Origin of the sequence: Bradyrhizobium sp. USDA 327 (assembly GCF_041262065.1) — a bacterium.
GTDB classification, from domain to species: Bacteria; Pseudomonadota; Alphaproteobacteria; order Rhizobiales; family Xanthobacteraceae; genus Bradyrhizobium; species Bradyrhizobium liaoningense.
Map to the genome: position 1 here is coordinate 1,062,728 of NZ_JBGCCW010000001.1, position 15,963 is coordinate 1,078,690.

Here is a 15,963-nt window from a genome sequence, read left to right on the forward strand (position 1 = left end):
TCTCGTCACCTACCCGGCCGAGTTCGCCATGATGGTGTCGACGTCGGCTTCCGCGCCGCCATTGATGATGCCGCCGCAGGCCGCGATCAGCGGCTTGACCCAGAGGGTGGCCTGCTCGGCGAGGCGGACGCGGGTGGTGTCCTTCTCGACTTCGCGCATGGCCGAGCCGACCGCGGTCAGGATCGATGTCATGGTGTCGGTGATGTGGTCGAACTGGGCGCGCACGTTGGGATCTGCCTTCTCATAGGCCTCGATGGCGAGGTCCCGCGCCTTGAAATTCGACGCCGTGAAATGCTCGGCATAGGACAGTGGCGTCCAGGTCAGGAAGTCATCGGCGCATTCCGGCATGTCCGGGACCATTTCGAGCAGCATCACGGCTTCATTGAAGTGGTTGAGATAGTCGGTGGCAAGCCCGGTGCGCGGGTTGATATTGGCCACGCGCAGGCGCTCGGCCCAGGCCTCAGCCTCGGGGCCCGTCTGTACATGCGTCCGCGCGGGTTGGGAGGCCGTTGAGCTCATCTGCCGCAGTGTTAGCGTTCGGGGTTAAAAGGACCTGAACGGACCTTATATAGACGGCCAGGCATGTGTGGACGCTTCGTCATAACTTCGGCCCCCGCGGCTTTGCGGCAACTGTTCGGCTATGTCGAGCAGCCGAATTTCCCGCCCCGGTACAATGTCGCCCCGACGCAACCGATTCCGGTCGTGTTGGTCGAGAACGGCGCGCGCCATTTCCGGCTGATGCGTTGGGGCCTGTTGCCGGGCTGGGTCAAGGATCCCCGCGGATTTACGCTCCTGATCAACGCCCGCGCCGAGACGGTGCTGGAGAAGCCCGCCTTCAAGAAGGCGATTCGCCGCCGGCGCGGCCTGATTCCGGCCGATGGCTATTACGAGTGGAAGACGGAAGGCGGCCGCAAGCAGCCCTTCTTCATCCACCGCACCGACGGCGAACCGCTCGGCTTTGCCGCAGTGTTCGAGACCTGGGTCGGGCCGAACGGCGAGGAGCTCGACACGGTCGCGATCGTCACGGCGGCGGCAGGCGAGGACCTCGCCGCGCTGCATGACCGCGTGCCCGTCACCATCAGCCCGCGCGATTTCGAGCGCTGGCTCGACATAAGCGGCGACGAGGTCGACGCGATCCTGCCGCTGATGACCGCTCCGCGCATCGGCGAGTTCGCCTGGCACCCCGTCTCCACCCGCGTCAACCGCGTCGCCAATGACGACGAGCAGCTCGTGCTGCCGATCAGCGCGGAGGAGATGGAGGCGGAGGCAGAGGCGGTGAAGCCGAAAAAGGCGGTGAGGAAGGTTGCTGCTGCGCCGGCGGATGACGGTCAGGGGTCGTTGTTTTGATTTGGCGGCGGTGGAATGCGTGGCGCTCTAAACAATCTCCTGCGCCCGCAGCCGCGCGATCTCCGCCGCATCGAATCCCAGATCACCCAGCACCGCGTCCGTATCCGCGCCCAGCTCCGGCGCCATCCGGTCCAGCCGTCCGCCGCCATGTGCGAGCTTGAATCCGCTGCCGGCGAAGCGCAGCCGGCCGTACGGCGTATCCAGCTCCTGGATCGCGCCGCGCGCCTTGATTTGCGGATGGTCGATCACCTCCTCGACCTTCCAGATGCTGGCACAGGGCGCGCCGGCGTCCTCCAAAATCGTCTCCCATTCACGCGCCGGCCTTTTCGCCAGCGCCTCCTCGATGATGGCGCGGAGCGCGGGCTCGTTCTCGTTGCGCGCGAACCAGTCGGCAAAGCGCGGGTCGGTGAGCGTGTCCTCGCGACCGAGCGCGCTCATTAGCGCGCGGTACTGCTTCTCATTGTTGACGGCGAGCAGGATGTGGCCGTCGCCGCATTTGAACAGGTTGGCCGTGGTCCTGCGGCTCACCGCCTGGTTGCCGGAAAGTGTCTGGCGATGGCCGGCGACCGACCAGTCCGCGACCTGGCCCGACAGAAACGCCAGCGTCGCCTCCAGCATGGAGACGTCGATGAGCTGGCCCTTGCCGGTGCGGTCTCGCTGATACAGCGCGCTCGAGACGCCGAACGCCGCCGTCGCGCCCGACAGCACGTCGCAGACCGCAAAGCCGGCACGCGTCGGCCCCGTTTCGGGGTGGCCGGTGATGGCCATGATGCCCGACAGCGCCTGCATCTTGCCGTCATAGCCGGGCCGCAGGCGGTCCGGGCCGGTCTGGCCGAAGCCGGAGACCGCGCAATAGATCAGCTTTGGATTGATCGCGGACAGGGTCTCGTAGCCGATGCCGAGCTTGTCCATCACGCCCGGGCGAAAATTCTCCATGACGACGTCGACCTGGCTCGCGAGCTTCCTCACGATCGCGATCGCCTCCGGCTTCTGCAAATCGAGCGTCAGGCTGCGCTTGTTGCCGTTGACGGCCTGGAACGCGGGCGCCAGCCCGCGCTCGGCCCATTCGCGGGAAAGCGGCGTGCGGCGCATGTCCTCGCCCTCGCGCCGCTCGACCTTGATGACGTCGGCTCCCAGCAGCGCGAGCTGGTAGCTCGCATAGGGGCCGGCCAGCACTTGCGTGAAGTCCAGGATCTTCACGCCTTCGAACGGTCGCGTCACGTCGCTCTCCCCTTTTTGTTGTCGTTGTCGGAGGACGTCAGGCGGCGCGATTGCCGCGCGCGATCTCCTTCTGCTTGTCGAATTCGGCGCGGCGCCGCGCCAGCTCTTCAGGAGAGAGCTGCGCAACGTTGTTGTAGTCGAGCTTCCAGGAGGCGTCCTCGCTCCAGCGCAGCGGCGACTGCATCGTGGTCTGCGGACCGCTTGCAGTCTCCAGCAGCTTGAGCGCCAGCTCGAGCGTCTGCGCCTGCGAGGCGATGTCATGCGGCTTGCCGGCGGAATTGCCGAGCGGGAAGTCGCTGAACAGAAAGCGCGGCACCGCCGCGTGCTCGACGATGTCCTTGGCGCAGCCCATGATCACGGTCGCAATGCCGTTCCGCTCCAGATGCCGCGCCACCAGCGCCGTGGTCTGGTGACAGACCGGGCAGTTCGGCACCAGCACGGCGACGTCGACCGCATCAGCGATGCAGCGCGAAAGAATTTCCGGCGCGTCGGTATCGAGCGTGACGCGATGGCTGCGGTTGGTCGGCGCGCCGAAGAAGCGCGGGGCCACTTCGCCAATCCGTCCCGCAGCGCTGGCCTTCAGGAGCTGCGGCAGCGGAAACCAGGTGCCGCTGTCGGTGGCGCTGGTGTGCTTGCGGTCGTAGCCGATGTGCGAGATGCGAAGGTCGTGCGGTTTCGACGTGTCGCCGTCATAGACCTGGTAGAATTTCGCACCGCCATTATACGCCGCGCCCGGACCCTGGTCGCCCTTGGCCGGATCGAACGGCGCAGCCGTCGTGATGATGGTGACGCGCGACTGCGCCAGCGGCTTCTTCAGCGGCTGGAACGGCGCCTCGGTGTAATGCGCCCAGCGATACGGCGTGGTGTAGCCGATCGCCGCGTAATAGTCCCGCGTGCGCTGCATGTAGGGAACGGGGGAGTCGTAGTCGGGCGCAAAGCCGAATTCGTCGTCGCGCGGCGCGGACATGGGCGCGTCTCCTGGTTCTTGGTTGGGCCCAGACTAGAGATAGTTCTGGGGTTGCTCAACGGGGGAAGCTGCAGCGCAGGCCAGAATTGCAATGGACGATGAAGCCGCGAACGGTGGTCACTTCACCCTCCCCTGGAGGGGGAGGGTCGCTGTGCATGAAGCGAAGCGGAATGCGCAGCGGGGTGGGGTGACGGTCTCTCCACGAAGAACACCGCCCGTGTGGAGAGATCACCCCCGCTCGCGCTGCGCGCGATCGACCCACGGGCGAGCTACGCTCGTCCCGGACCCCTCCAGGGGAGGGTCAGCGAGTCACCTGAACAGATGCAGCGCCGCGTATTGCAGCAGCATGATCGCCTTGGCGTCGATGATGCGGCCGTCGGCGATCATCGCCAGTGCCTCGTCGATGCCGAGCTCCAGCACCTCGATGTCCTCGCCCTCGTGCTCGAGGCCGCCGCCGTCGCTGACGCGCATCTCAGGCTCGTACTCGGCGACGAAGAAATGCAGCTTCTCGGTGATGGCGCCGGGGCTCATGAACGCCTCGAACACCTTGTGCACGTCGTGCAGGCGATAGCCGGTTTCCTCCTCGGCCTCGGCGCGGATGCGCGTCTCGGGCTCGGCGTTATCAAGCACGCCGGCGGCCGCCTCGATCAGGAGATCGTCGTAGCCGCGGATGAACGCAGGCAGGCGGAACTGGCGCACCAGGATCACCGTGCGCCGGGCGCGGTTATAGGGCAGCACGGCGGCGGCGTTGTCGCGCTCATAGGTCTCGCGGTGCTGCGTCTGCCACTCGCCATTGGCACGCCGGTACTCGAACGTCGTGGTCTTCACGGGCGTCCAGTTGTTCGAGAGTACGCGGACGTCCTTGATGCGGACGCGATCGGAAATGGTCATGGCTCGATCTCAGTTGATTGGCGTGGTCGCGCGGCCGTCGAGCCACTTCTGGAACATCACCGAGGTGGATTCCTCGAAGCCCAGCGATCCGTAAAAGGCATTGGCCTGCGCATTCTCGCGGCGGACCAGGAGCTGCAGCTTTGGAATGCCGGCTGCGCGCAGCCAGTCCTCGGCCGCCGCCATGATGACGCGGCCATGGCCGCGCTTCCGGCTGTCGGGATCGACCGCGACGTAATAGACCCAGCCGCGGTGGCCGTCATGGCCGACCATCACAGTTGCGACGATCGCGCCGTTGTCGCGGCCGACCAGCACCGTGGAATTGTCGCGCCGCCGCGCCAGCGCGATGTCGGCACGCGGGTCGTTCCAGGGCCGGGTCAGGCCGCAGCGCTGCCACAGCGCGACGACCATCTCGACATCGGCATCCGCGATCGCGCGGATCGCGAGCGGAGCAGGGGGTACGCTCACAGCACCTTCCCCGGATTCATGATGCCGAGCGGATCGAGCATCGTCTTGATGGAGCGCATCAGCTCGATCGCGGTCCTGTCCTTCACTTCCGGCAGCTCCTCGCGCTTGAGCACGCCGATGCCGTGTTCGGCCGAGATCGAGCCGCCCATGCGCAGCACGATCTCGAACACCACGGTGTTCATCTCGTGCCAGCGCGCCAGGAAATCCGCCGTATTGGCGCCGACCGGCTGGCTGACATTATAGTGCAGGTTGCCGTCGCCGAGATGGCCGAACGGCACCGGCCGCGCGCCGGGGATCAGCTTCACCACGGCGGCGTCGGCCTCGGCGATGAAGGCGGGCACGGCCGCGACGGGCACGGAAATGTCGTGCTTGATCGAGCCGCCCTCCGGCTTCTGCGCCGCGGACATCTCGTCGCGCAGCTTCCAGAAGCCGGCGCGCTGGGTGAGGTTGGCCGCGATCACGGCGTCGTCGACGATCTCCTCCTCCATGGCGCGGGCGAGGATCGTCTCCAGCGGCGTGCGGGCGTCCTCGCCCGGCGAAGACAACTCCATCAGCACGTACCAGGGATGCTTCGCCTCAAGCGGATCGCGCACGTCGATGCCGTGCCGCACCGAGAAATCGACCGCCATCTCCGACAGCAGCTCGAAGCTCGTCAGCGCATTGGCGGCTTCGCCCTGCGCGATCGTCAGCAGCTCGAGCGCCGCCGCCGGCGATTTCAGCCCGACGAAGGCGGTCTCCACCGCCCGCGGCTTCGGAAACAGCTTCAGCGTCGCCGCCGTAATGATGCCGAGCGTGCCTTCGGCGCCGATGAAGAGGTTGTGCAGATTGTAGCCGGTGTTGTCCTTCTTCAGCTTCGACAGCAAATTGAGCACGCGCCCGTCGGCGAGCACCACCTCCAGGCCCAGCGCCATCTCGCGGGCAACGCCATAGGCGAGGGCGGCGGTGCCGCCGGCATTGGTCGAGAGATTGCCGCCGATGGTGCAGCTGCCTTCGGCGCCAAGCGAGAGCGGAAACAGCCGGTCCACCTCTGCCGCCTTCGCTTGCGCGATCTGCAGCACCACGCCGGCCTCGCAGGTCATGGTGTTGGAGGCGGTATCGACCTCGCGGATCTTGTCGAGCCGGCGCAGCGACACCACCACCTCGCCATTGTGCGGCGTCTGGCCGCCGACGAGCCCGGTATTGCCGCCCTGCGGCACCAGCGCGATCTTGTGCGCGGAGGCGAGCTTGCAGATCGCGGAGACCTCCGCTGTCGAGCCCGGGCGCAGCACCAGCGGCGAGCGGCCGTGGAACAGGTTGCGCTCCTCGGTGACGTAAGGCTCGATGTCGGTCGCATCGGTGATGGCGTGGCGGTCGCCGACGATCTTGCGGAATTGGGCGATCAGCTCGGGCGCAAGCGGCGGGACCGCGGGTCTATTGACGTTCATTCTCGTGTCTCTTCTCAAGCTTCTTATCGGGCAACCGCAGCCCGGCGCAGCCGGTCATTGATCGCTTCGCCAAGTCCTTCCTCGGGAATCGCCATCACCGCGATCCCCCGCGGGCTCTTCGCATCGAGGCTGCGAAGATAGCCGAACAGATTGGCGGCGGCTTCATCGAGATCCCCGGTGGGCGATAAATTCATGACGGCGGCGGCAGCGTCAACACCAGGCAGGCGGTCAGAGCCGAACGCCAGCAGCGCCTCGCCCGGCGTCACCTCGCGCGCATTGAGCCGCACATTGGCGCGCGGCGCGTAATGCGAGGCCAGCATGCCCGGGGCCACCGGCTGGCTGTCGTCGCTTTCGGCTTGCAGCGGCGGCCGCGCCAGCGGCGCGCCCAGCACCGCCTCGATCCGCTCGCGTGAGAGCCCGCCGGGGCGGAGCAGCATCGGCGCGTCGAAGCAACCGACAATGGTTGATTCGACCCCGACCGTAACCGGCCCGCCGTCGACGATCAGGTCGATCCGCCCTGACAAGTCGCTCGCGACATGGGCGGCCAGCGTCGGCGAGACGTGGCCGGAGATGTTGGCGGACGGCGCCACCACGGCGCCGCCGAAGGCGCGGAGGATCGCCTGCGCCACTGGATGGGCGGGGATACGGATCGCGACCGTGTCGAGGCCGGCGGTGGCGAGATCCGCCACCGGGCAGCCGTCGGTCTTCGGCACCACCAGCGTCAGCGGCCCCGGCCAGAACGCCTCCGCAAGCTTCAGTGCGCGGGCGTCGAACCGCCCGATCCGCCGCGCGGCCTTGAGGTCAGCGACATGCGCGATCAGCGGATTGAACGCCGGCCGGCCCTTGGCGGCATAGAGATGGGCGATCGCCGTGGCGTTGGCGGCGTCGGCGCCGAGCCCGTAGACCGTCTCGGTCGGAAACGCGACCAGCCCGCCGGCGGCCAGGGTCCGGGCGGCGGCTTCCGCGCCGGCCTCGCCGGCCGGCAAAATCAGCGTTTCAAGACCCGTTTTCACAGGGATAAAATTCCTCGGCTCGGCCGCTTGCAGTGCGTCAAACCCGACGCTATAAGCCGCCTTCTTGTCGGAGTGTGGCTCAGCCCGGTAGAGCACTGCGTTCGGGACGCAGGGGTCGCAGGTTCGAATCCTGCCACTCCGACCATTCTTCCAAAAATCGACGTTTTCCAGAGACTTGGCGGACCGGCCGCCGGCGCCTCGGGAGCGCCTTTTTGCAACGATTTTCGGGGCGGGTCCACGGCCGATTTGGCCGGGCAGGGCGGCTTGTCGCGGCGGCATGGCTCTTTCGCCGACACCGATGATTTGTCTAACTTGTCGCTGCGCGGCAGCCGAGACTCGGCTACCGCCGCGCCACCAGCACGCCCACCAGAAACGCCACCATCAGCGACGGCAGCGGCGCTTCGCGCACCATGCCGCGGACGACGTCTTGCCAGTGCTGCTCCGGGACCAGTCTCGGCGATCGCACGTTGGGCGCCGGCTCGATGCCCCAGCTTGATGCGAGCTCGGCGATCTCGCTTTGCGCCAGACGTACATCATCACGGACCCGGAAGACGGCGGCCTCGGATCGCTCGCGCGGCGCGAGCAGCATCAAGGTCTCGACGGCCGTGCGCAACGTCATCTCGCCGTAGCCCTGCAGCCGCACCGACTCCTCGGGGTCCGATGTCATGCGAAATCCCTCACAGCGCGAAGTGGCGCGCGACGCGATGATGAAGGCCGCCGCCGCGCGCGAGATGGGCTCGCCTCAGGTGCCTGCTCATGGTCTGGCTCCATGCTCTGCATGGAAATGGCGGCGGCGGAACTTGGTTCCCTGCGCGCGATGCGAATCGGCGGCCTGACTACTTCCGCAGCAGCTCGCTCAAGGCCGCCGTGGCCTCGGCGCAGCGGATGTCGTCGATCTCGCGCGACAGGCTGAGCGCGATCGCTCTCAGCTCTTCCAGCGTCCCGCTATCCGAATGCTGGCTTTCGAGCTGGCCGAGACGCTTGTTCAGATCGTCCAGTCTCGATTGAAGCTGCCCGACGCTGGCGGCCCCATTCACTTTCCAAACGCGTTGTGCACGCATCGTCGTTCCCCTGATAGTCTCACGGCCTTGTGAGAGCGGTTCGTGGCCGGAATGGGAGCTTGTTTTGTCCGGCTTCAGATCGCGGGGAACCGTTGCAGATCGGCAACGAATTGCTTGAGTTTCGGCGCGCTCGTCTGGCGCCCACACGAAGATACCGCAGGCACGGAATTTGATTGTGCCATCAGGACGATGGGCGGAGGCGGCCTGTGCGTGCGGCGTAGGCTCGAGCCCGACGCAATCAGAGAAAGGAATGACGCGTGGCGAGATTTGTGACGATTGCAGCCGGCCAGCTCGGCCCGATCGCGAGGAGCGAGACCAGGACCGCGGTGATGGCGCGGCTGACGGCCTTGATGCGGCAGGCCCGGGCCTGCGGCTGCGACCTGATCGTCTATCCCGAGCTGGCGCTGACCACGTTCTTTCCACGCTGGTATTTCGAGGATCAGGCCGAGATCGACAGTTTCTTCGAGCGCGAGATGCCGGGCCCCGAAACGCAGGCGCTGTTCGATCTCGCGCGCGAGCTCGGGATCGGCTTTTGCCTCGGCTATGCCGAGCTGACGGTCGAGGCCGGAATTGTCAGGCGCTACAACACTTCCATTCTGGTCGACAAGAGCGGCGCGATCGTCCTGAAGTATCGCAAGGTCCATCTGCCCGGCCATGCCGAGCACGAGCCATGGCGCGAGTTTCAGCATCTGGAGAAGCGCTACTTCGAGCCGGGCAGCGGCTTCGGCGTGGCCGATGCCTTCGGCGGCGTGATGGGCATGGCGATCTGCAACGATCGCCGCTGGAGCGAGACCTATCGGGTCATGGGCCTGCAGGGCGTCGAGATGGTGCTGATCGGCTACAACACGCCGGTGCACAATCCGCCCGCGCCCGAGCATGACGATCTCTCGCTGTTCCACAATCATCTGGTGATGCAGGCCGGCGCCTATCAGAACGGCACCTTCGTGGTCGGCGTCGCCAAGGCCGGCATCGAGGAGGGCGTCGACCACATCGGCGGCAGCTGCATCATCGCGCCCTCCGGCGAGATCATGGCGGCCTGCACCACCAAGGGCGACGAGATCGCGCTGGCGCGCTGCGATCTCGATCTCTGCAACTCCTACAAGCGCACTACCTTCAATTTCGACGTCCACCGCCAGCCGCATGCGTATGGAATGATCGTGGAGCGGAAGGGCGCGACGACCATGGCCGACGGCACGCCGGTGCCGCGGAAGGGGTGAAGCTCTCCAGTCATTCCGGGGCGATGCGCAGCATCGAGCCCGGAATCCATCGGGCCGCAGCACAAATGGTTAAATGGATTCCGGGCTCGCCGCTTTGCGGCGCCCCGGAATGACGCCGGGAAGCTCGGTGTTTCGCTCCCCTGTCAATCCGTCAGCGCGAAAATATTCCACTTTACCGAAATTCGGATTTATCGTATGTGTCGCCCATCCCGGCTCATCCTTGAGGGGCGATCATGTGGTCGTCATTGTCGCGAGCCGGGCTTGCGGTGGACGCGGCAGCGTCGTGCACGAGAGGTGAAGGGCAGGGCGGATTGCTCTCCGTGAGCCCGAAGCTGCGTGCGGACGAGCGGCGCTGCTAGGCTTCGTCTCGCCTGTAAGTTTCCAGCTCCGTCGACAGGGCTGGGAAAACTGCGGCGAAATGGCGGGCCGCGCGTACGGCAAAACCGTGTGGTCCTGGCCGTCGTTGCTACGGTCAAGCTCTTGCGGAGGCGGCAGTCGCGTCAACCGGCGCGGCGCCGGTAAATTTCGCGGGCGTGAGGGAGGCCAGAACGAACTCGGCTCCCGGGAGAGCACGGCATAAGCCGTCCGACCATCGCGCAGGGAAGGCCGAGTGATTGGCTACACCTGTATGCTGCTGTGCGGTTCTTCCTGCGTGTGCATTTCGCGCAGCGGACCGCGGGTGCCGGCCGGCACCCGGTCTTCCCTGCGCCCTCTCGGCTCAAGAGGGTGAGCGACGAAGCAAAGCCTCGGGCGAATTCAGCCGCGAGGATGCGAGGGCGTGTCTGCGATTCAAAATGCGTGTTGGAAGAGCGGCATCGCCGCCTCATCCTCCATCATTGCGAGCGCAGCGACTTGTCCGCCGAAGCCTTCGGCGAAGGCGGAAGCAAACCAGAATCTTTCCACAGCGACAGTTTGGATTGCTTCGTCGCAAGAGCTCCTCGCAACGACCAGGAGGAGAGAGCGTGCGCCAAACTCCATTCTCGTGCCCCGGACGCAGCGCAGCGTCCCTTCGACGGTGCGCTGCAGAGCCGGGGCCCATATCGTTGTTGTCGTACCGTGTCGCCCTGGGTCCCGGCTCTGCGCCGCAACGCTTACGCGTTGCAGCTTGTCCGGGACACGAGTGAGAGCCGCGTCTTCAGAACCGTCGAATCCTCCTCCTCAACCCGCTCACAACCACGTGTCTTTATTCGGGAACAATCATTTCCTATTATGCCGCGATGCAAAAGACTGCCCGCCGATCTCAGTCTGCCCGTCGTCCCGGCCGTCCCCGGGAATTCGACATGGACACCGCGCTCGACCGCGCCGTGCGCGTGTTTCGCGAGCGGGGCTACCATGCCACCTCGATCGGCGACCTCACCACGGCGATGCGGCTCGCCACCGGCAGCGTGTACAAGGCGTTTCGCGACAAGCATGCGGTGTTTCTCGCCGCCTTCGAGCGCTACACGGCGCTGCGCCAGGAGCAGACCCGCAGCGCGGCGGCACGGGGCGCAAACGGCCGCGAGCAGATCCGCAACGTGCTGCTGTCCTATGTCGAGCACTCCCAGGGAATCGAGGGACGGCGCGGCTGCCTCGTGGTCGGCAGCGCCGTCGAGCTGTCCGCGCACGACGCGATGGTCGCGGCCCGCGTCAGCGCGCAGCTTGCGACCAACGAAAACTTCATCGCCGGTCTCATCCGCGCGGGGCAGGCCGACGGCTCGATCCCCCGCCATGTCGCAGCCGACGACACCGCGCGGCTGATGATCTGCATCACGCAGGGGATGCGCGTCGTCGGCAAGGCGCGCCTGCCGCTGGACGGGGAGCGCCTCGTCGGCGTCGCGATGAAGCTGCTCGCCTGAATTTTTGTCATAATAGGGAATGGTCATTCCCTATATATATCTTTGGAGACTATGCGAATGACGATGAATGCCACGATCGAGACCGCGCCCGGGCCGGATGCGGTGTCGCAGCGCCTGACCTTCGTGCTCGCCGCGGCCTGTGGCATGGTCGCCGCCAACATCTACTATGCGCAGCCGCTGATCGCTCCGATCAGCGCCGCGCTCGGCCTGTCGCATGCCGCGGCGGGACTGATCGTCACCATGACGCAGATCGGCTACGGCGCCGGGCTGCTGCTGATCGTGCCGCTCGGCGATCTCGTCGAGAACCGCGCCCTGATCTGCTCGGTGATCACGCTCGGCGCCGCGGCGCTGCTCGCCGCCGCGTTCGCCACCCATGCGCTGCCGTTCCTGACCGCCGCGCTGTTCATCGGCCTCGGCTCGGTGGCCGTGCAGATCATCATTCCCTACGCGGCGCACCTGGCGCCAGCAGCCATCCGCGGCCGCGTCGTCGGCAACGTCTCGACCGGCCTGATGCTCGGCATCATGCTGGCGCGTCCGGTGTCAAGCTTCGTCACCGCGGCCCTGTCGTGGCACGCGGTGTTCTTCTGCTCCGCCGCGCTGATGATCGTGCTCGCAGCCGTGCTCTCGATGACGCTGCCGAAGCGCAAGCCGGTGACGCGGATGCACTACGGCGAATTGTTGCTGTCGATGCCGCATCTGGTGCGGGCCACGCCGCTGCTGCGGCGCCGCGCGCTCTATCAGGCGAGCCTGTTCGGCGCCTTCACCCTGTTCTGGACGGTGGCGCCGCTCCAACTCGCCGGCGAGTTCGGCTTCTCCCAGCGCGGCATCGCGCTGTTTGCGCTGGCCGGCGTCGCCGGCGTGTTCGCCGCACCGATCGCCGGACGCCTCGCCGATCACGGCCATAGCCGCATCGCGACGCTGGTCGCGATGCTGCTCGCGGCCGGCGGCTTCCTCGTGACCTATGTCGGCGCGCCCGGCTCGATGCTGAACCTCGCCTGTCTGGTGGTGGCCGCGATCGCCATCGATATCGGCGTCCAGGGCAACGTCGTGCTCGGCTTCCGCGCCATCTTCGCGCTCGGGCACGAGCACCGCAGCCGCCTCAACGGCCTCTACATGGCGACGTTCTTCGCAGCCGGCGCGGCCGGCTCCGCGGTCGGAGCCTTCGCCTTCGCGCAAGGCGGCTGGGCGCTCGCATCGGCCATTGGCCTTGCCCTGCCCGTCGCCGGCCTGCTCTATGCGGCCACCGAGTAGTTGCCGGTATGGCCGAACTGTGCGATGCGGCCTGTTCGCCAGCCCCGCGAGGACGCAATTTCCGTCTCGCGGCCCCGACGCCGCTGTAGTAAATTGGTTGCAAACGCACCTGGTTAACGGGCGGCGGGGGGACGCTGATGAGGCGTGCGGGGCTGTTTGGCGTAACGTGGGTACGTCCATGGTCGTGGCAGGCGTTTCTGCTCGGGCTGGCCGTCATCGCAATGTCGGCCGTGCTTCAGGGCATCTGCGTCGCGCTCGGCGCAAAGCTCTATTTCGCGGCGTTCCTGCCCGGCCTGTTCGTGCTTGCGTTCGTGGCGGGCGCGCCGGCGGCGGCATTCGCCGCGCTGCTCACCATTCCGCTGGTGTGGTGGGCGTTCATTCCGCCTTTCTTCGCGTTCAATGCGCTGACCAGTGCAAGCGCCGATTCCATCAACCTGTTCTGCTTGCTGGCCATACTCCTGATCGGCCTTGCCGATCTCTGCCGCAAGACGGTGACGATCATCAGAAGCGGCGGGCTGAAGCCTTCCGGCAAGAGCGCGGCAACGAATTCGCAATAAACCCCACCGCGCGCGTTGCGGACGTGCAACAGTCCGGCAACCATCCGCGAACTTGCCGCGCGCCGCTAACTTTTCGAAAAAGATTTGGCCGCAGTTTCTCCCGCGGGAATGACGAGGGAGTTTTCGGACATGAATGGTCACGCCATCCTGGAGAACGTGCGCCGCTACCGCGGCATCGCATCGCTCTATCGCCAGACCGCCGCATTCCGCCCGGGCCAGAGCTGGTCGCTGCTGGAGCAGGCGAGGGATTGGGAAGCGCGGGCGCTGTCGGAGCTGGAAGCCTATTTCGCGACGCGCACGGACCACGCCGCCCCGCTCGCGGCCTGATCGCCGGCCATCGGCGCGGGCGCGAACCGGCCTGCCGAAGCCGCCACCAGCCACGGGGCAAGTACGGAGTTGTCTCCGTCCCCTTCTGTGCTAGCAACGGGCCGATCGAGATCTCCTTCACGTCGGCCCGGGCAAGCGATGACCACCTTCAACCGCATCTTCACGACCGAGCGTCTGCTCCAGATCATCGTGGTGCTGGCGGCGACCGTCGCCATGAAGCTGATGAGCTGAGCGCCGGCCTTCTATCGCCCGCCGAGCTCGGGCATGTCCGGCAGATAATTCGATCCTTCCGAGCCCAGAAAATCGAACATCGCCTGCGCGGGCGGCAGCAGCACCTTGTCGCTGCGGCGGATCACGTACCATTGCCGGACGATCGGCAGGCCCGCGACGTCGAGCACGACGAGCCGGCCCTCGGCGAGCTCATGCGCCACGGTGTGGGCCGAGATGAAGGCGATGCCGAGCCCGGCGATGACCGCCTGCTTGATGGTCTCGTTGCTGCTCATCTCCATGCCGATGATCGGCTCGAGATCCGACTTCTGGAACAAGCCCTCCATCAGCGTCCGCGTGCCCGAGCCGGGCTCACGGGTGAGGAAGGTCTCGTGCACGAGGTCAGTGAGGTTGAGGCCGGAATCCTTCTCCAGCCAGTGGCCCTTGCGCGCGACGATGATGTGCGGATTGCGCCCGAGCTGGCGGACGTCGACGGTGACGTCGGCCGGTGGCCGACCCATCACCGCGAAGTCGAGGTCGTAGCCGTGCATGGCTCCGCGGATCTCCTCGCGATTGCCGATGGTCAGCTTGATCTCGATCTTGGGGTAGCGCTTGGAGAACGCCGCGATCGCATGCGGCACGAAATATTTCGCGGTCGAGACCGCGCCGAGCTTCACCGTGCCGCCGGTCCGCCCCGCGAGCAGGTCGAGCGCGCCCTGGCAATCCGTGATGGCGGCCTCGACCCGCTCGGCCAGCGCCAGCACCTCCTTGCCCGCTTCCGTCAGCAGCATGCCGTCGCCGGTCCGCTGCACCAGCGGCAGGCCGGCGAGGTCCTGCAGCTGCCGGAGCTGCTGGGTCACGGCCGGCTGGGTCAGCCCGAGATGGCTGGATGCCGCCGTCACGCTGCCCTTGGCCGAAAGCGCCGCGAGCGAGCGCAGCTGCCGGATCGTTAGATGCCGGAGCTGGGCCGCCGCATGGCCGGGACCATTATAAGAAAATTCTTTGAGGCTCATTATAAATAGAAATTTTCCTTATTAAGTCGCCCCTGTCAATCTCCTGATGCCGGGACTGATCGCACCGACCTCCAGCGGGGGAGGAAACTGGATGCGGCGCCGACAGAGGGGATGGACGCAGATGACCGGGCAACTCAGGCTGGACGACCACCTTCAACGGTATTCCGAGACCGCACCCCACGCGCTGGCGGTGGCGGGCGCGGTGGATGCCATCGCGGCAGCGGCGATCGAGATCGCCGATCTCATCGCCTCGGGCGATCTCGCCGACGCTTCGGGCCTGACCACGGGCCGCAACAGCGACGGCGATCTCCAGCGCGATCTCGACGTCCAGGCCGATGCGATCCTGCGCCGTTGCCTCAGCCGGCTGCCGATCGCGGCGCTGGCGTCGGAGGAGATGCGCGAGGCCCAGATCGTCGACCGTCAGGGGCGCATCTGCATCGCGATCGATCCGCTCGACGGCTCCTCCAACATCGACATCAACATGACCGTCGGCACGATCTTCTCGATCCTGCCCGCACCCGACGATCTCTCGCTCGCCTTCCGTCAGCGCGGCTCGGCGCAGCTCGCTGCCGGCTTCGTCACTTACGGTCCGCAGACCGCGCTGGTGCTGACGCTCGGCGACGGCGTCGACATCTTCACGCTCGACCGCAAATCCGGCTGCTTCCGCCTCGCGCGCAGCGGCGTGCAGATTCCCGAGGCCTGCGACGAGTTCGCGATCAACGCGTCGAACCGCCGGCACTGGGATCCGCCGGTGCGTGCCTTCGTCGACGAGTGCCTCGCCGGTGTCGAAGGGCCCGCCAATCACGATTTCAACATGCGCTGGATCGGCTCGCTCGTCGCGGAGGCCTATCGCATCCTCACCCGCGGCGGCGTGTTCCTCTATCCCCCGGACGCGCGGCCCGGCTACGGCGACGGCCGCCTGCGCCTCACCTATGAGGCGCATCCGATGGCAATGATCATCGAGCAGGCCGGCGGCTCGGCCTCGACCGGGCGCGAGCGCATCCTCGAATTGTCTGCGCAGAGCCTGCACCAGCGCGTCCCGCTGATCATGGGCTCGAGCAACGAGGTCCGGCGCGTCGAGGAGCTGCATTGCGATCCGCTGCTGGTTGCCAGCGTCTCCGCACCGCTGTTCGCGCGGCGCGGCTTCTTCCGGCTCTGAGCGAGGCG

Annotated in this window: 17 protein-coding genes and 1 tRNA gene; 8 read left to right on the plus strand and 10 right to left on the minus strand. The window is 66.6% G+C overall.

The features are described 5' to 3' along the window. Positions 1 to 9 precede the first annotated feature (9 nt). Positions 10 to 519: a hypothetical protein gene (locus tag ABIA42_RS04695; RefSeq protein WP_028176928.1), complete on the minus strand. Its 510-nt coding sequence runs from the start codon at positions 517 to 519 to the stop codon at positions 10 to 12. Between the two features lie 63 nt (positions 520 to 582). Here ABIA42_RS04695 and ABIA42_RS04700 point away from each other — a divergent pair, with 63 nt between their 5' ends. Next, positions 583 to 1,347 carry an SOS response-associated peptidase gene (locus ABIA42_RS04700; RefSeq protein WP_370115214.1) on the plus strand — a complete coding sequence of 255 codons (765 nt, stop codon included), beginning with the start codon at positions 583 to 585 and terminating at the stop codon, positions 1,345 to 1,347. A gap of 27 nt (positions 1,348 to 1,374) precedes the next feature. On the opposite strand, the gene ABIA42_RS04705 is transcribed toward ABIA42_RS04700, so the two are convergent. The 6 genes from ABIA42_RS04705 to ABIA42_RS04730 form a co-directional block, all read right to left on the minus strand. Continuing rightward, entirely contained in the window at positions 1,375 to 2,568 is a 1,194-nt protein-coding gene (locus ABIA42_RS04705; RefSeq protein ID WP_370115212.1) for a CaiB/BaiF CoA transferase family protein, read from the minus strand. Positions 2,569 to 2,605: 37 nt separating this feature from the next. Next, a complete protein-coding gene (locus tag ABIA42_RS04710) occupies positions 2,606 to 3,535 on the minus strand; it encodes a glycine reductase (RefSeq protein WP_370115210.1) in 930 nt (309 codons plus the stop codon). A gap of 309 nt (positions 3,536 to 3,844) precedes the next feature. Continuing rightward, positions 3,845 to 4,426, minus strand: a complete 582-nt coding sequence (locus ABIA42_RS04715; protein ID WP_028176931.1) for an NUDIX domain-containing protein — start codon at positions 4,424 to 4,426, stop codon at positions 3,845 to 3,847. A gap of 9 nt (positions 4,427 to 4,435) precedes the next feature. Further along, the gene (locus ABIA42_RS04720) at positions 4,436 to 4,891 is read right to left on the minus strand and encodes a GNAT family acetyltransferase (protein WP_370115208.1); all 456 of its coding nucleotides are present in this window, start codon (positions 4,889 to 4,891) and stop codon (positions 4,436 to 4,438) included. Then, positions 4,888 to 6,315 (minus strand): FAD-binding oxidoreductase, encoded by a 1,428-nt coding sequence (locus ABIA42_RS04725; protein ID WP_370143740.1) that lies wholly within the window; start codon positions 6,313 to 6,315, stop codon positions 4,888 to 4,890. The genes ABIA42_RS04720 and ABIA42_RS04725 overlap by 4 nt, the downstream gene beginning before the upstream one ends. A 23-nt stretch (positions 6,316 to 6,338) precedes the next feature. Then, positions 6,339 to 7,328 (minus strand): L-threonylcarbamoyladenylate synthase, encoded by a 990-nt coding sequence (locus tag ABIA42_RS04730; protein WP_370115206.1) that lies wholly within the window; start codon positions 7,326 to 7,328, stop codon positions 6,339 to 6,341. Between the two features lie 68 nt (positions 7,329 to 7,396). Between ABIA42_RS04730 and ABIA42_RS04735 the strand changes: the two genes are divergently transcribed. Beyond that, positions 7,397 to 7,473 (plus strand) — tRNA-Pro (locus ABIA42_RS04735). Positions 7,474 to 7,668: 195 nt separating this feature from the next. Here the strand turns inward: ABIA42_RS04735 and ABIA42_RS04740 are convergent. Both ABIA42_RS04740 and ABIA42_RS04745 read right to left on the minus strand, forming a co-directional pair. Next, positions 7,669 to 7,995, minus strand: coding sequence for a hypothetical protein (locus ABIA42_RS04740; RefSeq protein WP_370143741.1), 327 nt, complete (start codon positions 7,993 to 7,995; stop codon positions 7,669 to 7,671). 169 nt (positions 7,996 to 8,164) lie between these two features. Beyond that, positions 8,165 to 8,389 carry a hypothetical protein gene (locus tag ABIA42_RS04745; protein ID WP_370115200.1) on the minus strand — a complete coding sequence of 75 codons (225 nt, stop codon included), beginning with the start codon at positions 8,387 to 8,389 and terminating at the stop codon, positions 8,165 to 8,167. Positions 8,390 to 8,646: 257 nt separating this feature from the next. Here ABIA42_RS04745 and ABIA42_RS04750 point away from each other — a divergent pair, with 257 nt between their 5' ends. From ABIA42_RS04750 to ABIA42_RS04770, 5 genes are all read left to right on the plus strand, one after another. After that, positions 8,647 to 9,606, plus strand: a complete 960-nt coding sequence (locus tag ABIA42_RS04750) for an N-carbamoyl-D-amino-acid hydrolase (protein ID WP_370115199.1) — start codon at positions 8,647 to 8,649, stop codon at positions 9,604 to 9,606. Between the two features lie 1,217 nt (positions 9,607 to 10,823). Next, complete coding sequence (locus ABIA42_RS04755) at positions 10,824 to 11,441, plus strand: TetR/AcrR family transcriptional regulator (protein ID WP_370115198.1); 618 nt, start codon at positions 10,824 to 10,826, stop codon at positions 11,439 to 11,441. Positions 11,442 to 11,498: 57 nt separating this feature from the next. Further along, complete coding sequence (locus ABIA42_RS04760) at positions 11,499 to 12,692, plus strand: MFS transporter (protein ID WP_370115197.1); 1,194 nt, start codon at positions 11,499 to 11,501, stop codon at positions 12,690 to 12,692. Between the two features lie 137 nt (positions 12,693 to 12,829). Then, the gene (locus ABIA42_RS04765; RefSeq protein WP_271530244.1) at positions 12,830 to 13,249 is read left to right on the plus strand and encodes a DUF4118 domain-containing protein; all 420 of its coding nucleotides are present in this window, start codon (positions 12,830 to 12,832) and stop codon (positions 13,247 to 13,249) included. Positions 13,250 to 13,378: 129 nt separating this feature from the next. Beyond that, positions 13,379 to 13,576 carry a hypothetical protein gene (locus ABIA42_RS04770; protein ID WP_271530243.1) on the plus strand — a complete coding sequence of 66 codons (198 nt, stop codon included), beginning with the start codon at positions 13,379 to 13,381 and terminating at the stop codon, positions 13,574 to 13,576. 242 nt (positions 13,577 to 13,818) lie between these two features. Here ABIA42_RS04770 and ABIA42_RS04775 read toward each other — a convergent pair whose 3' ends face one another. After that, the gene (locus ABIA42_RS04775; RefSeq protein WP_271530242.1) at positions 13,819 to 14,796 is read right to left on the minus strand and encodes a LysR family transcriptional regulator; all 978 of its coding nucleotides are present in this window, start codon (positions 14,794 to 14,796) and stop codon (positions 13,819 to 13,821) included. A 121-nt stretch (positions 14,797 to 14,917) separates the two neighbouring features. Here ABIA42_RS04775 and ABIA42_RS04780 point away from each other — a divergent pair, with 121 nt between their 5' ends. Beyond that, a complete protein-coding gene (locus ABIA42_RS04780) occupies positions 14,918 to 15,955 on the plus strand; it encodes a class 1 fructose-bisphosphatase (RefSeq protein WP_370115194.1) in 1,038 nt (345 codons plus the stop codon). Positions 15,956 to 15,963 lie beyond the last annotated feature (8 nt).

What these genes read in the sequence shown, in the direction of transcription:
- ABIA42_RS04760 (WP_370115197.1), top strand. Translation starts at nt 11,499, where the DNA reads ATGACGATGAATGCCACGATCGAGACCGCGCCCGGGCCGGATGCGGTG.
- ABIA42_RS04715 (WP_028176931.1), bottom strand. Translation starts at nt 4,426, where the DNA reads ATGACCATTTCCGATCGCGTCCGCATCAAGGACGTCCGCGTACTCTCG.
- ABIA42_RS04780 (WP_370115194.1), top strand. Translation starts at nt 14,918, where the DNA reads ATGACCGGGCAACTCAGGCTGGACGACCACCTTCAACGGTATTCCGAG.
- ABIA42_RS04740 (WP_370143741.1), bottom strand. Translation starts at nt 7,995, where the DNA reads ATGACATCGGACCCCGAGGAGTCGGTGCGGCTGCAGGGCTACGGCGAG.
- ABIA42_RS04700 (WP_370115214.1), top strand. Translation starts at nt 583, where the DNA reads ATGTGTGGACGCTTCGTCATAACTTCGGCCCCCGCGGCTTTGCGGCAA.
- ABIA42_RS04755 (WP_370115198.1), top strand. Translation starts at nt 10,824, where the DNA reads ATGCAAAAGACTGCCCGCCGATCTCAGTCTGCCCGTCGTCCCGGCCGT.
- ABIA42_RS04695 (WP_028176928.1), bottom strand. Translation starts at nt 519, where the DNA reads ATGAGCTCAACGGCCTCCCAACCCGCGCGGACGCATGTACAGACGGGC.
- ABIA42_RS04745 (WP_370115200.1), bottom strand. Translation starts at nt 8,389, where the DNA reads ATGCGTGCACAACGCGTTTGGAAAGTGAATGGGGCCGCCAGCGTCGGG.
- ABIA42_RS04710 (WP_370115210.1), bottom strand. Translation starts at nt 3,535, where the DNA reads ATGTCCGCGCCGCGCGACGACGAATTCGGCTTTGCGCCCGACTACGAC.
- ABIA42_RS04765 (WP_271530244.1), top strand. Translation starts at nt 12,830, where the DNA reads ATGAGGCGTGCGGGGCTGTTTGGCGTAACGTGGGTACGTCCATGGTCG.
- ABIA42_RS04775 (WP_271530242.1), bottom strand. Translation starts at nt 14,796, where the DNA reads ATGAGCCTCAAAGAATTTTCTTATAATGGTCCCGGCCATGCGGCGGCC.
- ABIA42_RS04770 (WP_271530243.1), top strand. Translation starts at nt 13,379, where the DNA reads ATGAATGGTCACGCCATCCTGGAGAACGTGCGCCGCTACCGCGGCATC.
- ABIA42_RS04725 (WP_370143740.1), bottom strand. Translation starts at nt 6,315, where the DNA reads ATGAACGTCAATAGACCCGCGGTCCCGCCGCTTGCGCCCGAGCTGATC.